Here is a 14429-nt window from a genome sequence, read left to right as displayed (position 1 = left end):
CGCCGCCCGCCCAAGGGCTACGCGTGGCAGGCCACCGGCACCCCGCCGTTCATCGCCGCCATGTCGCCGAAGACCGTGACCGGGTCGAGCGGCGACGCCTCCGGCAGGCCCTCCAGCTCCGCGTACGCCCGGTGCAGGTTGGCCACCAGGCGCTCGCTCTCCCGCCACGCGGCGAACTCGCCGAGCTCCGCCCGCCGCGCCGTCTCCAGCGGCGTCGCGCCCTTCGCGTACCCCTCCGTGGCCAGCTCGCGCACCCAGAGCAGATACCGCTCGGTCGCGTCGTACGCCGACGGGTCGGTCACCCGGCCGTGCCCCGGCACCACCGTCGGCGCGTCGAGCGAGCGCAGCAGGTCGAGCGCCCGCAGCGACCCGGCGAGCGAACCCATCGGCAGGAAGGGCGTCCCGCCGTGGAAGACCAGGTCGCCGGTGAAGACGACGCCGTGCTCCGGAAGGTGCACGATCGAGTCGCCCGTGGTGTGTGCGGGCCCCGGGTGGATCACCCGTACCTCGGTGTCACCGACGTACAGGGTCAGGCGCTCGCGGTACGTCATGGACGGCGGCAGGATGTCGACCTTCCCGAAGTCGGTCTGCGGCCACAGCAGATGGAGCTGGTGTCCGGCCGCCAGCTGCTCGCTCCGGCAGTTCTCGTGGCCGACGATCCGAGCCTCCGGCAGGAAGACCCCGTTGCCGTAGGTGTGATCGCCGTGGTGGTGGGTGGAGACGATCGTCCTCGGCAGCGGGAGGCCCTCCGCGAGGACCGCCTCCCGCAGCAGCCGGGCCCGGCGCTCGGTGGCGGCGGTGTCGACGAGCAGCGATTCGCGCGCGTCGCCGAGGAAGCCGGCGTTGTTCAGGCACCAGCCGCCGTCGGGCTGGACGAAGGCGTGGACGTTCGGCGCGAGCGCGACGACGTAGGGATCGGTGGCAGACAAGGGATTCCCCCGGGTGAGAGCCCAACTGGACAGGGGAAGAGTGCCAGTTGGCGGGGGCCGGGGGAAAGGCGACTGTACGGGCGTTCGACCCGCTGACCCGCCCGTACCTCCCCGGCTTGCGGGCGGACACCGGTGCACCGAGGGTCGGGGTATGAAGGCGATCAGCTACAGCCGGTACGGCGGCCCCGAGGTCCTGGAGTACGGCGAGCTGCCCGACCCCAAGATCGGACCCGACGCGGTCCTGATCAAGGTGCGGGCCGCCGCGGTCAACCCGGTCGACTGGAAGTGCCAGGCCGGGTACCTCGACGGAATGATGGACGCGGTCTTCCCCGTCATCCCCGGCTGGGACGTCTCCGGTGTCGTCGTGCGGCCCGGAGTCTCCGTCACCGAGTTCGCCGAGGGCGACGAGGTCATGGGCTACGTCCGCGAGGACTTCCTCTCCCGGGGCACCTTCGCCGAGTACGTCGCCGCCCCCGTCCGCACCCTCGCCCGCAAGCCGCGCTCCGTCGGCTTCGAGGAGTCCGCCGCGCTGCCGCTCGTCGGCCTCACCGCCTACCAGGCCCTCCACCAGGCCCTCACGGTCCGCCCCGGCGACACCGTCCTGGTGCACGCGGCGGCCGGCGGGGTCGGTTCCATGGGCGTGCAGATCGCCCGCCACCTCGGCTGCCGGGTCATCGGCGCCGCCCGGGACGCCGGCCTCGAACGCGTCGCCGAGCTGGGCGCCGAACCGGTCGGCTACGACGAGGCGACCTTCGCCGACCAGGTCCGGGCCCTCGCCCCGCTGGGCGTGGACGCCGTCCTCGACACCATCGGGGGACCGTTCCTGCGGATCTCCGCCGGGCTGCTCGCCCCCCAGGGCCGGCTCGCCTCGATCGCCGACGGCGAGGTCCTCGCGCTCGGCGGCCGCTACTTCTGGGTCCGCCCCGATCCGGTCGACCTCGCGGCCCTCGCGGACCTGGTCGACGAGGGCGTTCTCACCGTACGGGTGGCCAGGACGTTCCCGCTGGAACAGGCGGCGGACGCCCAGCGTGCCAACGCCGCGGGCGGCCTGAACGGCAAGGTCGTCGTCACCGTCCCCTGAAGCGCGCCCCGCGACGCCCAGGGCGGATCACCAGATCATCGCCGCCCCGAAGACGGCCAGAGCGATCGTGCAGGAGGCCGCGAGCAGCGCGCCCCGGTGGGAGAGGGGCTGCGGCCTGGCCGGGCTCAGGGAGCGGATCCGGCGGTGCGCGACGGCGAGGAAGCCGATCCACACGAGCGCCGACAGCGCGAGCCCGGTGAGCCCGACGGCGGTGATCTCGTCGCTCACGGCCAGTTTGACGGCGAGCACCGCCACCACCGTGCACGACAGGGTCGTCCGCCGCCACGCGAGCCGCGTCCGCTCCGGCTGGAGCCCGGGATCACGCGCGTCGATCCCGGAGGCGGTCTCCGTCACCGTCCCGCCCAGCCGAAGAGCACGACCACCACCATGGCGACGGCCACCACCGCCACCACCAGGCTCAGCACCGCGGGGAACCGGGATCCCGGCAGGTCCTCGCCGCGCCGCATCGCCCGCTCGCAGCGCACCCAGTGGTTCACCGCCCGCAGCGCGCACAGCACCCCGGCCGCGAGCAGCGCGAGCGCGAGTCCCACCCGGACTCCCCAGCGCAGGTCCGGCAGGAACTGGTCGACGGCGAAGCCGCCGCCGACCAGGGCGAGCGCGGTCCGGATCCAGGCGAGGAAGGTCCGCTCGTTGGCGAGGGAGAAACGGTAGTCGGGGGTGTCTCCCTCGTCCCGGATCCGCTGCGGTGCGAACCACAGCCGCAGACTCTGTACGAAATCGCTCACACGCGCACCCTAACGTTCGGGTGATCAGCCCGCCCGACCGCCGTCCGCCGCCCCGCCCGCCCGCAGCAGCTCGTACGCGGCGAGCCCGTCCGGTACCCACTCCCAGTCGCCGAGCCGCGCGGCCAGCTCCTCCTCCGTGAGGAAGGCATGCCAGGCGACCTCCTCCACCTGCGGGTTCACCGGCAGCTCGCACCGCACCTCGTAGACCGCCGACCACCACTTGCCGGCCACGCCCGCGGAGTCGTACAAGAACGTCATGACGGGCTCGGGCCGGGGCAGGCCCCGCACCCCGAGCTCCTCCTCGGCCTCGCGCAGGGCGGCCTCGTCGTAGGACTCGCCCGCGCCCACGACCCCGCCGACGAACATGTCGTACAGGGACGGGAAGACCAGTTTGGTCGGCGTCCTGCGGTGGACGAAGATCCGGCCCTCGGCATCCCGGACCCGGATGAAGACGCAGCGGTGGATGAGGCCCCGCGCGTACACCTCGCCGCGCGGAGCCTGCCCGATCACCCGGTCGTGCTCGTCGACGACATCGAGAATCTCTTCAGCGGAACTCATCCCGTCATCCAAGCAGGACCGGCCGACGGGGGAGCGGACTCACTGCCCCATGACGTACTTGACCGTCGGGCCGGTGGTCCAGCCGCCGTCCACCGCCAGCTCGGCGCCCGTCACGTACGAGGCCGCGTCCGACAGCAGGAAGACGACCGCGCCGGCGATCTCGTCGGCCTCGCCGACCCGGCCCATCGGCGTGTTCGGGTAGTTGCCCTCGCCGCGCTCGATGCCGACGGAGGCCGTCATCGGGGTGTACGTCATGCCCGGGTGGACGGAGTTGACGCGGATCCTCGCCGTCCCGAGCTCCACCGCGCCGATCTTCGTCAGACCGCGCACGCCCCACTTGGAGGCGCCGTACCCGGCGGTCAGGGCCAGGCCCATCAGGCCCGCCGCCGAGGAGATGTTGACGATGGAGCCGCCGCCGGCCTCCCTCATCGCCGGTATCGCGGCCTTCATGCCGATGAAGACACCGGTCAGGTTGATGTCGAGGACCTTGCGGAAGTGCTCGACGGACTCGGTCTCCAGGAAGGCGCCGGTGGAGATGCCCGCGTTGTTCACCAGGCCGTGCAGCCCGCCGAACTCCGCCACGGCGTACGCGACGGCCGCCGCCCACTCCTCCTCGGAGGTCACGTCGTGGTGGAAGTATCGCGCCCGCTCGCCGAGCGACTCGGCGGTCGCCCTGCCCTCCTCGTCGAGGACGTCGGTGACGACGACGTTCGCGCCGGCCGCCACCGCCTGCCGGGCCGCCTCGGCGCCGAGCCCGCGCGCGCCGCCGGTGATGAGGACGGTCCTGCCGGTCAGGTTGTTCATGAAAGGTCCCTTCGGGTTCTTCAGACGCTCCGGGGCTGTGCGGCCCGGAGAAGCGCGGTGGTCGTCTCGACCAGATCGGCGAGGAAGAGCGCCTCACCGGTGAGGGGTTCGGTGCCGTCGAGGTACTGCCGGGCCCGGTCCGCCATCGCCGCGCCCACCACGGTCAGCGCCAGGTCGAGGCGCTCCAGGAGCAGGGGCTCGGGCAGCCCGTCGGCGGCCAGCCGGTCGGCGATCCGCTCGATCAGGCGCCAGTAACCGGTGCCGGCGAGCGTCGGATGAGGGGTGCGGGTGCGGACACCGCTCTCATGGCTGAGCTGAGCGGAGATCCGCAGGCAGCGCCGGCCCCGGTCGGTGCTCAGCTCGCTCGCCTCGGCCGTGACGAGGGCCGCGGTCAGCGCGTGCAGCTCGTCGGGCGCGGCCGCGAGCAGCGGGGCGAGAACGCCCTCCGTGCGGGCCTGGCGGCCGGCCATCACCGCGTCGAGCAACCCGGCGCGCGAGCCGAAGTGGTACTGCACGGCGGAGGGATTGGCCTGCCCGGCACGGGCCACGACGTCCCGCAGCTGTGCGCCGTGGACGCCCTGGGCGGCGAAGAGTTCCTCGGCCGCGCGGATCAGTTTGTCCCGGGTCTCGGGCCCCGATGTCCTCGCCATGCATCCATATTAATGCCCAGCATTAGAAAACGGGAGGGGGCACGGATCAGGGCGGCACGGCGAAAAGGTTGACTCGATACATTCGTGTATCCAAGATGCGGTCCATGTCCTACGACGCTGATGTGATCGTGATCGGGGCCGGCCTCGCCGGCCTCGTCGCCACCGCCGAGCTGGTCGAAGCCGGCCGAACCGTGATCCTCCTCGACCAGGAACCCGAACAGTCCCTCGGCGGCCAGGCCCACTGGTCCTTCGGCGGCCTCTTCCTCGTCGACTCTCCCGAACAGCGCAGGATGCGCGTCAAGGACAGCCACGCCCTCGCCCTCCAGGACTGGTACGGCACCGCGGGCTTCGACCGGACCGAGGACCACTGGCCCAAGAAGTGGGCCGAGGCGTACGTCGACTTCGCCGCCGGCGAGAAGCGCTCCTGGCTCCACGCGCGCGGGGTGCGGTTCTTCCCCGTCGTCGGCTGGGCCGAGCGCGGCGGCTACGACGCCAACGGCCACGGCAACTCGGTCCCCCGCTTCCACATCACCTGGGGTACGGGCCCCGGCCTCGTCGCCCCCTTCGAGCGGAAGGTCCGCGAGGGCGTCGCCCGCGGCCTCGTCCAGCTCCGCTTCCGCCACCGGGTCACCGCCCTCGGCCGCACCGCCGGAGCGGTCGACACCGTCACCGGCGAGATCCTGGAACCCTCCACCGCCGAGCGCGGCACCGCCAGCAGCCGCGAGGCCACCGGCACCTTCGAACTGCGCGCCCAGGCCGTGATCGTCACCTCCGGAGGCATCGGCGGCAACCACGAGCTCGTCCGCGCCCAGTGGCCCGAGCGGCTCGGCACCCCGCCCGCCCGGATGCTCTCCGGAGTGCCCGCCCATGTCGACGGGCTGATGCTCGGCATCGCCGAGAAGGCCGGCGCCCACCACATCAACCGAGACCGGATGTGGCACTACACCGAGGGCATCGAGAACTGGAACCCCATCTGGGCCAAGCACGGCATCCGCATCCTCCCCGGCCCGTCCTCCCTCTGGCTGGACGCCACCGGCAAGCGGCTGCCCGTCCCGCTCTTCCCCGGCTTCGACACCCTCGGCACGCTCGAACACATCATGCGGACCGGCCACGACCACACCTGGTTCGTCCTCGACAAGCGGATCATCGGCAAGGAGTTCGCCCTCTCCGGCTCCGAACAGAACCCCGACCTCACCGGCAAGTCCGTCCGCGACGTGATCGGCCGCGCCCGCGCCGACGTGCCGGGCCCGGTCCAGGCGTTCATGGACAAGGGCGTCGACTTCGTCGTCGAGAACGACCTCTCCGCCCTCGTCCGCGGCATGAACCGGATCACCGGCGAGGACCTGATCGACGAGACCGCCCTGCGCCACGAGATCACCGCCCGCGACCGTGAGATCGCCAACCCCTTCACCAAGGACCTCCAGGTCACGGCGATCCGCGGCGCCCGCAAGTACCTCGGCGACAAGCTCATCCGCACGGCGTCCCCGCACCGCATCCTCGACCCCAAGGCGGGCCCGCTGATCGCCGTCCGCCTCAACATCCTCACCCGCAAGTCCCTCGGCGGCCTGGAGACCGACCTCGACTCGCGCGTCCTCACCGAGGGCGGCGAACCCCTGGAAGGCGTGTACGCGGCGGGCGAGGCGGCCGGCTTCGGCGGCGGAGGCGTCCACGGCTACCGCTCCCTCGAAGGCACCTTCCTCGGCGGCTGCATCTTCTCGGGCCGGGCGGCGGGCCGGGCGGCGGCCAGGGCGGTGAGCTGACGGACGTGGTGATCAGGACCGTCGGCGGTACGAACACCCCGCCGGCTCCCACCACTTCTCGCACGGCGGAAGGCGCGCCGGACAGCGGAGGGGGCCTCGGTCCAGGGCCCTCTCACCTGCCCCCCTGAAGCAACTCCACCACCCTGAACCGCTCCACCACCACCATCGTCGAGTCGTCCACCACGAACCCCGGGTCCCCCAACCCCTCCCGCATCTCCTCGCTGTGCCAGAAGCGCTCGTGTGCCTCGCGCCACTCCGGCACCGACAGGTACCCCTCGCCCTCGTCGAGCGCGAGCCGCAGGTCCGCCTCGCCCAAGGGCAGGACCTCGACCTCGGTGATCTCCACGACCGCCATCTCGCGACCGTCCGAGTCGATGAGGGCCGAGCGCTCGCCCGCCTCCGGCAGTTCCTCGTTCTCGACCTCGTACTCCACGAGGAGGCCCGTCGTGGCGACCTTCTCGCCGGACAGGACCGCCGCGACCAGCTGGTCCCGCAGGGGGCCGGGGAAGGCGAGGAGGAGGGGCTTGAGCGCGTGAGGGCCGGTCATGGCCGACAGTCTGTCAGTCACGACCGGCCCTCACCGGCGTACGGAGCTGCTCAGGTCACAACACCAGCGACAGCAGCAGCACGAACACGATGCCCACGACCGAGATGATCGTCTCCATCACCGACCAGGTCTTGATCGTCTGGCCGACGGTCATGCCGAAGTACTCCTTCACCAGCCAGAACCCGGCGTCGTTGACATGGCTGAAGAAGAGCGAACCCGCACCGATCGCGAGGACGAGCAGCGCCGACTCGCTCGTCGACATGCCCTCCGCCAGCGGAGCCACGAGCCCGGCGGCCGAGATCGTCGCCACCGTCGCGGAGCCCGTCGCCAGCCGGATCGCCACCGCGATCAGCCAGGCGAGCAGCAGGGCCGGGATGGACCAGTTCTCGGAGAAGTCCAGGATCATCTGGCCGACGCCGAGGTCGATGAGGGTCTGCTTGAAGCCGCCGCCCGCGCCGACGATCAACAGGACGCCCGCGATCGGGGCGAGGGACTTCTCGACGGTCGAGGACAGCCGCTCCTTGGTGAAACCGGCCGCCCGGCCCAGGGTGAACATGCCGACTATGACGGCGGCGAGCAGCGCGATCAGCGGGGAGCCGATGACGTCGGTGACCTTCTGGACGCCGTTCTCCGGGTCGTCCACGACGATGTCGACGAGCGCCTTCACCAGCATGAGGACGACGGGCAGCATCACGGTCGCGACGGTGACACCGAAGCCGGGACGCTTCTCCAGGTCCTCGGAGGGCCGGGCCGGAATCATGTTCTCGGGGGCCTGGATGTCCACCCAGCGGGCGGCGTACCGGGAGAAGACCGGGCCGGCGATGATCACGGTCGGGATGGCGACGACGAGTCCGAGGGCGAGGGTGACGCCCAGGTTGGCGCCGACCGCGTCGATGGCGACGAGCGGGCCGGGGTGCGGCGGGATGAGGCCGTGCATCACGGACAGTCCGGCGAGGGCCGGGATGCCGATCCGCATCAGGGAGTAGTTGCCGCGCTTGGCGACCATGAGGACGACCGGGATCAGCAGGACGATGCCGACCTCGAAGAAGAGCGGCAGACCGATCACCGAGGCGATCAGGACCATGGCCCAGGGCATGGCCCGGCCGCTCGCCTTCGCCAGGATCGTGTCGACGATCTGGTCGGCGCCGCCCGAGTCGGCGAGCAGCTTGCCCAGGATCGCGCCGAGGGCGATCAGGACGCCCACGCCGGCGACGGTGTTGCCGAGGCCGGTGGTGAAGGACTTGATGGTGTCCGCGAGCGGCGCACCGGCGAACGCGCCGAGCGCGAGCGACCCGATGGTCAGCGCCAGGAACGCGTGCAGCTTGAACTTGGTGATGAGCACGACGATGACGGCGATGCCGGCGAGTACGGCGATGCCGAGCTGGGCGTTGCCTGCCGAGGTGATCGGTTCGGCGGCGTCCGCTGCCAGGATCTCGACGCTGAGACTGGGCACGGTGGAGTCCTTCGTACGAGCGGGGGAACGGGGGACGGGGGACTGAGATCAGCCGGCGAGGGCGCGCAGCGCGGCGGCGGCCCGCTCGGAGATCTCTTCGGGGGTGCCGGAGACGTCGACGGCGACGCCGGCCTCGTCCTCCTGCAGCGGCTGCAGGGTGGCGAACTGGGAGTCCAGGAGCGCCGTCGGCATGAAGTGGCCCTTGCGGGCCCCCATGCGCTGCTCGATGAGCTCCCGGTCACCGGTCAGATGGAGGAAGACCACACCGGGGGCCGCGGCGCGCAGCCGGTCCCGATAGCTGCGCTTCAGCGCGGAGCTGCTCACCACACCGCCGAGCCCGGCCCGGTCGTGCGCCCACGTCCCGATGGCGTCGAGCCAGGGTTCGCGGTCGCTGTCGTCCAGGGGGACGCCGGCCGACATCTTGGCCACGTTCGTCGCCGGGTGGAAGTCGTCGCCCTCGGCGTAGGGGAGGCCGAGGGCTTCGGCGACCAGCGGTCCGATCGTGGTCTTGCCGGTCCCGGCGACGCCCATCACGACGACGACCGCCGTTGTCCCGGGCTGGGGGGTGGTGCTCATGGGTGGTGCCTCGCTGTCTTCTTCGACATCGATCCGTCGCGCCCATGAAACCCATTGGGTACGACGTATTCAAGAGACTGTGACGTAAAAGTAGTACTTTTAATTCTCGATGTGATCACCCGCGCGAGCGCGCATAGGCTTGCCACCATGACGACACCGGCCCAGGGGCTTCACTCGCACGTCCTCGCCACCCTGGGTCTCGCGATCGCGGCAGGGGAGTATCCGCCCGGCACCGTGCTGCGCACCGACGAGCTCGCCCAGCGCTTCGACGTCTCCCGGACCGTGATCCGCGAGGTCGTCCGGGTCCTGGAGTCCATGCACCTCGTCGAGTCCCGCCGCCGCGTCGGCGTGACCGTCCTCCCCACCGCCAGCTGGAACGTGTACGACCCCCAGGTCATCCGCTGGCGGCTGGCCGGCGCCGACCGCCCCCGCCAGCTCCGCTCGCTCACCGTGCTCCGCTCGGCCGTGGAACCCGTCGCCGCGGGCCTGGCCGCCGTGAACGCCACCCCCGAGCAGTGCCGCGAGCTGACCGAGCAGGCCCTCGGCATGGTCGCCACCTCACGCGGCCGGCGTCTTGAGGAGTACCTCGTCCATGACATCGCCTTCCACCGGGTCGTGCTCAACGCCTCCGGGAACGAGATGTTCGCCCGCCTCGGCGACGTCGTCGCCGAGGTCCTCACCGGCCGTACCCACCACCACGTGATGTTCGAGGACCCCGACCCGGCCGCCGTCACCCTCCACGTCCAGGTCGCCGAGGCCGTGCGGGAGCGGGACGCGGTCCGCGCCGAGGAGCTGACCCGCCAGATCGCGGTCGGCGCCCTCCAGGAGCTGGACGTCCTCGCTCCGTAAGGCGCGCGGTGGGTCACGAGGCAGGTCACGAGGTGGAGCGCGCGGTAGGCCGCGTGGGAGAACACCCGCAAACCACTCCGTAAAGCGCCGGTAAAGCTCTGAACTAGCTCAAATATGGGCGTTCAGTGACATGCGCCACAGTCAGTTCCCGTCCCTTGCCGTGAGGATGTGCGCTGGCCGTGCCGGGGTGACCCCCCACCAGGCACGGCCGGGTACCGCACAGCCCCCTCACGAAGGCGAACAACTCCATGAGTGACCGCGTCATCGCGGCCGACCCGCTGTCCGCCGCCAAGGCGAACCCGGCCGCCCCCCACGTCGACGCCGGCGACGCCGGATACCGCAAGGACCTCAAGTCCCGCCACATCAACATGATCGCCATCGGTGGCGCGATCGGCACCGGCCTCTTCCTGGGCGCCGGTGGCCGGATGTCCCAGGCGGGCCCCTCCCTCTTCATCGCGTACGCGGTCTGCGGCGTCTTCGCCTTCTTCGTGGTGCGGGCCCTCGGCGAGCTGGTGCTCTACCGCCCCTCGTCCGGCGCCTTCGTCTCCTACGCCCGTGAGTTCATGGGGGAGAAGGGCGCCTACACGGCCGGCTGGCTGTACTTCCTCAACTGGTCGACCACCGCCGTCGCCGACATCACCGCGGCCGCGACGTACGCCCACTTCTGGTCGATGTTCAGCGACGTCCCGCAGTGGATCCTCGCCCTGATCGCCCTCGCGGTCGTCCTCGCCGCCAACCTCATCTCCGTGAAGTACTTCGGCGAGATGGAGTTCTGGTTCGCGATCATCAAGGTCGGCGCCCTCGTCGCCTTCATGCTGATCGGCATCTTCCTCGTCGTGACCTCGCACGACGTCGGCGGCAGCACCCCGGGCCTCGCCAACATCACCGACAACGGCGGCATCTTCCCCAACGGCATGATGCCGATGCTGCTGCTCATCCAGGGCGTCGTCTTCGCCTACGCCTCCGTCGAGCTCTGCGGCGTCGCCGCCGGCGAGACCGAGAACCCCGAGAAGATCATGCCGAAGGCGATCAACTCGATCATGTGGCGCGTGGGCCTCTTCTACGTCGGCTCCGTCGTCCTGCTCGCGCTGATCCTCCCGTACACCGCGTACTCCGGCGACCAGAGCCCCTTCGTCACCGTCTTCGACAAGCTGGGCATCCCCGGCGCCGCCGGCGTGATGAACCTCGTCGTCCTGACGGCCGCGCTCTCCAGCCTCAACTCGGGCCTCTACTCCACCGGCCGCATCCTGCGCTCCATGTCGCTCTCCGGCTCCGCGCCCAAGTTCACCGGCGTCATGAACAAGGGCGGCGTCCCCTACGGCGGCATCCTGCTCACCGCCGCCTTCGGCGTCATGGGTGTCGCGCTCAACTACGTGATGCCCGGCGAGGCCTTCGAGCTGGTCCTCAACTTCGCCTCCATCGGCATCATCGGCACCTGGGCCATGATCATGGTCTGCTCGCTCCTCTTCTGGCGCAACGCTGAGCAGGGCAAGCTCACCCGCCCCGGCTACAACCTCCCCTGGGCCCCGTACACCCAGATCGTGACCCTGGTCTTCCTCGGCTCCGTCCTCGTCCTCATGTGGATGGACGGCGGCATCAGCCGCACCACCGTCAACTGCCTGCCGCTCATCGCGGCGGCCCTCGTCGGCGGCTGGTTCCTCGTCCGCAAGCGGGTCCGTACGACCGCAGCGGCGAACCGCGACTGACCTCCCCCACGGGAACGGCGAGTCCCCCACAGGCACGGCCTGCGGGGGACTCGCCTTTTGTCAGGAGATAGTGGTACGCAAGAGCCTTACAAGATCCGGTCGGAGGAAGGGAAGTTCGCGATGCCGCAGCACGTCCAGGGGGTCATCGCCCCCGGCAGGAACGAACCCGTACGCGTCGAGACGATCGTGATCCCCGACCCCGGCCCCGGTGAGGCCGTCGTGAAGATCCAGGCCTGCGGCGTCTGCCACACCGATCTCCACTACAAGCAGGGCGCGATCAACGACGAGTTCCCCTTCCTCCTCGGCCACGAGGCCGCCGGAGTCGTCGAGTCGGTCGGCGAGGGCGTGACCGACGTCGAGCCCGGCGACTACGTGATCCTCAACTGGCGCGCGGTGTGCGGCCAGTGCCGCGCCTGCCGCCGCGGCCGCCCCTGGTACTGCTTCGACACCCACAACGCCAAGCAGAGGATGACCCTGCTCGACGGCACGGAGCTCTCCCCGGCCCTCGGTATCGGCGCCTTCGCCGAGAAGACCCTGGTCGCCGCCGGCCAGTGCACCAAGGTCGACCCCGCCGTCGCCCCCGAGGTCGCGGGCCTCCTCGGCTGCGGTGTGATGGCCGGCATCGGCGCCGCCATCAACACCGGAAACGTCGGCCGCGGCGACACCGTCGCCGTCATCGGCTGCGGCGGCGTCGGCGACGCCGCGATCGTCGGCTCCCGCCTCGCCGGAGCCGCGAAGATCATCGCCGTGGACATCGACGACCGGAAGCTGGAGACGGCGAAGGCGATGGGCGCGACCCACACCGTCAACTCCCGCTCCACCGACCCCGTCGAGGCGATCCGCGAACTCACCGACGGCTTCGGCGCCGACGTCGTCATCGAGGCCGTCGGCCGCCCCGAGACCTACCAGCAGGCCTTCTACGCCCGCGACCTCGCCGGCACCGTCGTCCTCGTCGGCGTCCCCACCCCCGAGATGAAGCTCGAACTCCCGCTCCTCGACGTCTTCGGCCGCGGCGGCGCGCTCAAGTCCTCCTGGTACGGCGACTGCCTTCCCTCCCGCGACTTCCCGATGCTCGTCGACCTGCACCAGCAGGGTCGCATCGACCTCGCCGCCTTCGTCACCGAGACCATCGGCCTCGGCGAGGTCGAGAAGGCCTTCGCCCGCATGCACGAGGGCGACGTCCTCCGTTCGGTGGTGGTGTTCTGATGGCCGCCCGCATCGACCACGTCGTCACCTCCGGTACCTTCAGCCTGGACGGCGGCACCTGGGACGTCGACAACAACGTCTGGATCGTCGGCGACGACACGGAGGCGATCGTCATCGACGCCGCCCACGACGCCGACGCCATCCTCGCCGCCCTCGACGGCCGCGCCCTGCGCGCCATCGTCTGCACCCACGCCCACAACGACCACATCGACGCGGCCCCGGCGCTCGCGGCCGCCACCGGCGCCCGCATCCTGCTCCACCCCGCCGACCAGCCGCTGTGGAAGCAGACCCACCCCGACCACAGCCCCGACGGCGATCTCGCCGACGGTCAGGTCCTCACCATCGCCGGCACGGACCTCACGGTCCTCCACACCCCGGGCCACGCCCCCGGCGGCGTCTGCCTGTACTCCGCGGACCTGGGCACGGTCTTCACCGGGGACACCCTCTTCCAGGGCGGCCCCGGCGCCACCGGCCGGTCCTTCTCGGACTTCCCGACGATCGTCGACTCGATCCGGGAGAAGCTCCTCACCCTGCCGCCGGAGACGGTGGTACGCACCGGCCACGGCGACAGCACCACGATCGGCGCCGAGGCCCCGCACCTCCAGGAATGGATCAGCCGAGGTCACTGAGCCGCAACCGGCTCTCGAAGCGCCTCTCCGCACCCGTGAACGGGTCGGTGAACTCCAGCGTCCGCGCCAGCAGTTGCAGCGGACGCCCGAAGTCCTCCGACCCGTCCTCACGGACCACCGGATAGATCGGATCGTGCAGGATCGGCAACCCCAGCGCGTTCATGTGCACCCGCAGCTGATGCGTCCGCCCGGTCTCCGGCACCAGCCGGTACCGCCCGAGCCCGCCCCGCCGCTCCACGAGCGCGATCCGGCTCTCGCTGTTCGGCTCGCCCGGCACCTCCCGGGCGGCCATCACCCCGCGCTCCTTCTCGATCCGGCTGCGCACCGTCATCGGCAGCTCCACCCCGGAGTCGTACGGTGCCACCGCCTCGTACTCCTTGCCGACCAGGCGGTCCCGGAACAGCGTCTGGTACGCCCCCCGGTCCTCCGGCCGTACGACGCAGAGCACCAGCCCCGCCGTCAGCCGGTCCAGCCGGTGCGCGGGCTGGAGGTGCGGAAGCCCCAGCTCCCGCCGGAGCCGCGCGAGCGCCGTCTCCGTGACATGACGCCCCCGGGGCATGGTCGCGAGGAAGTGCGGCTTGTCCGCGACCACGATCCGCTCGTCCCGGTGCACCACTCCGATCGGGAACGGCACCGGCTCCTCCACGGGAAAGTCCCGGTGGAACCAGAGGTACCGGCCCGCGGTGTACGGATCGTCCCCGGCCACCGGCCCGTCGACCCCGACGAACCGGCCCTCGCCGAGCATCTCCTCGACCCGCCCGACCCCGACGGCCGCCCCGTACCGCTCCAGCAGATGCTCCCGTACGGTCTCCCAGGACCCGCCCGGGTCCTCCGGCAGCCGAAGTCGCACGGGATCGACCCCGTCCCGCTGCGGCAACGGCGCGACCGGCGCCTTCGCTCTCCGTCTCACGGCTCCGCCTCATGACTGCACGTAC

General features: G+C 71.2%; 16 protein-coding genes. 6 read left to right on the top strand and 10 right to left on the bottom strand.

Annotated elements, in window-relative coordinates; genetic code table 11:
- Positions 1–17: 17 nt before the first annotated feature.
- Complete coding sequence (locus tag OG514_RS01670) at positions 18–929, bottom strand: MBL fold metallo-hydrolase (RefSeq protein ID WP_266890060.1); 912 nt, start codon at positions 927–929, stop codon at positions 18–20.
- Positions 930–1080: 151 nt separating this feature from the next.
- On the opposite strand from OG514_RS01670, the gene OG514_RS01665 reads away from it, so the two are divergent.
- Entirely contained in the window at positions 1081–2010 is a 930-nt protein-coding gene (locus tag OG514_RS01665; protein ID WP_266890058.1) for an NADP-dependent oxidoreductase, read from the top strand.
- Between the two features lie 27 nt (positions 2011–2037).
- Here OG514_RS01665 and OG514_RS01660 read toward each other — a convergent pair whose 3' ends face one another.
- The 5 genes from OG514_RS01660 to OG514_RS01640 are packed head-to-tail and all read right to left on the bottom strand — an operon-like array spanning position 2038 to position 4768.
- Positions 2038–2364 (bottom strand): DUF202 domain-containing protein, encoded by a 327-nt coding sequence (locus OG514_RS01660; RefSeq protein WP_266890056.1) that lies wholly within the window; start codon positions 2362–2364, stop codon positions 2038–2040.
- Entirely contained in the window at positions 2361–2756 is a 396-nt protein-coding gene (locus OG514_RS01655; RefSeq protein WP_073915163.1) for a YidH family protein, read from the bottom strand. The genes OG514_RS01660 and OG514_RS01655 overlap by 4 nt, the downstream gene beginning before the upstream one ends.
- Positions 2757–2780: 24 nt before the next feature.
- Positions 2781–3314: an NUDIX hydrolase gene (locus tag OG514_RS01650; protein WP_266890052.1), complete on the bottom strand. Its 534-nt coding sequence runs from the start codon at positions 3312–3314 to the stop codon at positions 2781–2783.
- 39 nt (positions 3315–3353) lie between these two features.
- Complete coding sequence (locus tag OG514_RS01645) at positions 3354–4118, bottom strand: glucose 1-dehydrogenase (protein WP_266890050.1); 765 nt, start codon at positions 4116–4118, stop codon at positions 3354–3356.
- Between the two features lie 20 nt (positions 4119–4138).
- Positions 4139–4768: a TetR/AcrR family transcriptional regulator gene (locus OG514_RS01640; protein ID WP_266890049.1), complete on the bottom strand. Its 630-nt coding sequence runs from the start codon at positions 4766–4768 to the stop codon at positions 4139–4141.
- A gap of 104 nt (positions 4769–4872) precedes the next feature.
- Here OG514_RS01640 and OG514_RS01635 point away from each other — a divergent pair, with 104 nt between their 5' ends.
- On the top strand, positions 4873–6528 hold the full coding sequence (locus tag OG514_RS01635; protein WP_266890047.1) for an FAD-binding dehydrogenase: 1656 nt from the start codon (positions 4873–4875) through the stop codon (positions 6526–6528).
- Between the two features lie 112 nt (positions 6529–6640).
- On the opposite strand, the gene OG514_RS01630 is transcribed toward OG514_RS01635, so the two are convergent.
- The 3 genes from OG514_RS01630 to OG514_RS01620 are packed head-to-tail and all read right to left on the bottom strand — an operon-like array spanning position 6641 to position 9104.
- Positions 6641–7075: an ASCH domain-containing protein gene (locus OG514_RS01630; RefSeq protein WP_266890045.1), complete on the bottom strand. Its 435-nt coding sequence runs from the start codon at positions 7073–7075 to the stop codon at positions 6641–6643.
- A gap of 55 nt (positions 7076–7130) precedes the next feature.
- Complete coding sequence (locus tag OG514_RS01625; protein ID WP_266890042.1) at positions 7131–8528, bottom strand: GntP family permease; 1398 nt, start codon at positions 8526–8528, stop codon at positions 7131–7133.
- 48 nt (positions 8529–8576) lie between these two features.
- Entirely contained in the window at positions 8577–9104 is a 528-nt protein-coding gene (locus tag OG514_RS01620) for a gluconokinase (RefSeq protein WP_266890040.1), read from the bottom strand.
- Positions 9105–9251: 147 nt separating this feature from the next.
- Here OG514_RS01620 and OG514_RS01615 point away from each other — a divergent pair, with 147 nt between their 5' ends.
- The 4 genes from OG514_RS01615 to OG514_RS01600 all read left to right on the top strand — a co-directional run bounded on the left by OG514_RS01615 (position 9252) and on the right by OG514_RS01600 (position 13494).
- Positions 9252–9953 carry a FadR/GntR family transcriptional regulator gene (locus OG514_RS01615; protein ID WP_266890038.1) on the top strand — a complete coding sequence of 234 codons (702 nt, stop codon included), beginning with the start codon at positions 9252–9254 and terminating at the stop codon, positions 9951–9953.
- 248 nt (positions 9954–10201) lie between these two features.
- Positions 10202–11659, top strand: a complete 1458-nt coding sequence (locus OG514_RS01610) for an amino acid permease (RefSeq protein ID WP_266890036.1) — start codon at positions 10202–10204, stop codon at positions 11657–11659.
- Between the two features lie 120 nt (positions 11660–11779).
- Positions 11780–12865, top strand: coding sequence for an S-(hydroxymethyl)mycothiol dehydrogenase (locus tag OG514_RS01605; protein ID WP_266890034.1), 1086 nt, complete (start codon positions 11780–11782; stop codon positions 12863–12865).
- Positions 12865–13494, top strand: coding sequence for an MBL fold metallo-hydrolase (locus tag OG514_RS01600; protein ID WP_266890032.1), 630 nt, complete (start codon positions 12865–12867; stop codon positions 13492–13494). Before OG514_RS01605 ends, OG514_RS01600 begins: the two co-directional genes overlap by 1 nt.
- Here the strand turns inward: OG514_RS01600 and OG514_RS01595 are convergent.
- Complete coding sequence (locus OG514_RS01595) at positions 13478–14404, bottom strand: pseudouridine synthase (RefSeq protein WP_266890029.1); 927 nt, start codon at positions 14402–14404, stop codon at positions 13478–13480. The genes OG514_RS01600 and OG514_RS01595 overlap by 17 nt on opposite strands.
- Between the last annotated feature and the right edge of the window lie 25 nt (positions 14405–14429).

It is taken from the genome of Streptomyces sp. NBC_00572 (assembly GCF_026341815.1).
In the GTDB taxonomy this organism is placed as follows: domain Bacteria; phylum Actinomycetota; class Actinomycetes; order Streptomycetales; family Streptomycetaceae; genus Streptomyces.
This window is presented reverse-complemented; position numbering and strand designations above follow the sequence as displayed.